At 42.9% G+C, this 971-nt stretch carries 1 tRNA gene and 2 rRNA genes; all 3 read left to right on the top strand.

The window, feature by feature from the left end:
- Positions 1 to 238 (top strand): 16S ribosomal RNA (locus L1D22_RS22110); the annotation flags it as partial.
- Positions 239 to 315: 77 nt separating this feature from the next.
- Positions 316 to 391 (top strand) — tRNA-Ala (locus tag L1D22_RS22105).
- A gap of 351 nt (positions 392 to 742) precedes the next feature.
- Positions 743 to 971, top strand: a 23S ribosomal RNA gene (locus tag L1D22_RS22100); the annotation flags it as partial.

The following is a 971-nucleotide window of genomic DNA, read 5'->3' as shown; positions in this document are numbered from 1 at the left end:
TTGGAGTCTGCAACTCGACTCCATGAAGTCGGAATCGCTAGTAATCGTAGATCAGAATGCTACGGTGAATACGTTCCCGGGCCTTGTACACACCGCCCGTCACACCATGGGAGTGGGCTGCAAAAGAAGTGGGTAGTTTAACCTTTCGGGGAGGACGCTCACCACTTTGTGGTTCATGACTGGGGTGAAGTCGTAACAAGGTAGCCCTAGGGGAACCTGGGGCTGGATCACCTCCTTATACGAAGATATCACGATAAGTGTCCACACAGATTGATTAGGTTTAGAAAAGTTAAGAGTAGAAATACTTTTCCAGATGGGGCTATAGCTCAGCTGGGAGAGCGCCTCGCTGGCAGCGAGGAGGTCTGCGGTTCGATCCCGCATAGCTCCACCATCTTTAAGTGTTCTTCCTTAAGAATCTTTAAAAATGGTTATTTCTTTTGAAATAGCTAGCTCTTTAACAATTTGGAAAGCTGACTGATTGATTACTCACGAGTAATTCAATCAAATTTAAAAGTTCTCAATGTTTATCTGCTCTTATTTAATAAGAACAGTATAAACACAACAAACACATTCAAGTGTCTTGGCTTTTTGTCTTCACTTTTTAAAAGTGGAAATAAAGAGTGATTCAAACTTAGTTTGAATCGAAATTGAGTCCGGCAAACAGTCATTGAGAATTAACCCTTCTTAATGATAACCAAAAACCTTGGTTAGTTGGCATACACAAGACCCTTTCGGGTTGTATGGTTAAGTGACTAAGCGTACACGGTGGATGCCTTGGCAGTCAGAGGCGATGAAAGGCGTAATAACTTGCGATAAGCCCAGATTAGGTAGTAATAACCTTTAAGTCTGGGATTCCTGAATGGGGAAACCCACTTACATAAGTAAGTATCCTGTTGTGAATACATAGCAACAGGAGGCAAACCGGGGGAACTGAAACATCTAAGTACCCCGAGGAAGAGAAATCAACCGAG

It is taken from the genome of Vibrio sp. Isolate34, from assembly GCF_022397915.1.
In the GTDB taxonomy this organism is placed as follows: domain Bacteria; phylum Pseudomonadota; class Gammaproteobacteria; order Enterobacterales; family Vibrionaceae; genus Vibrio.
This window is presented reverse-complemented; position numbering and strand designations above follow the sequence as displayed.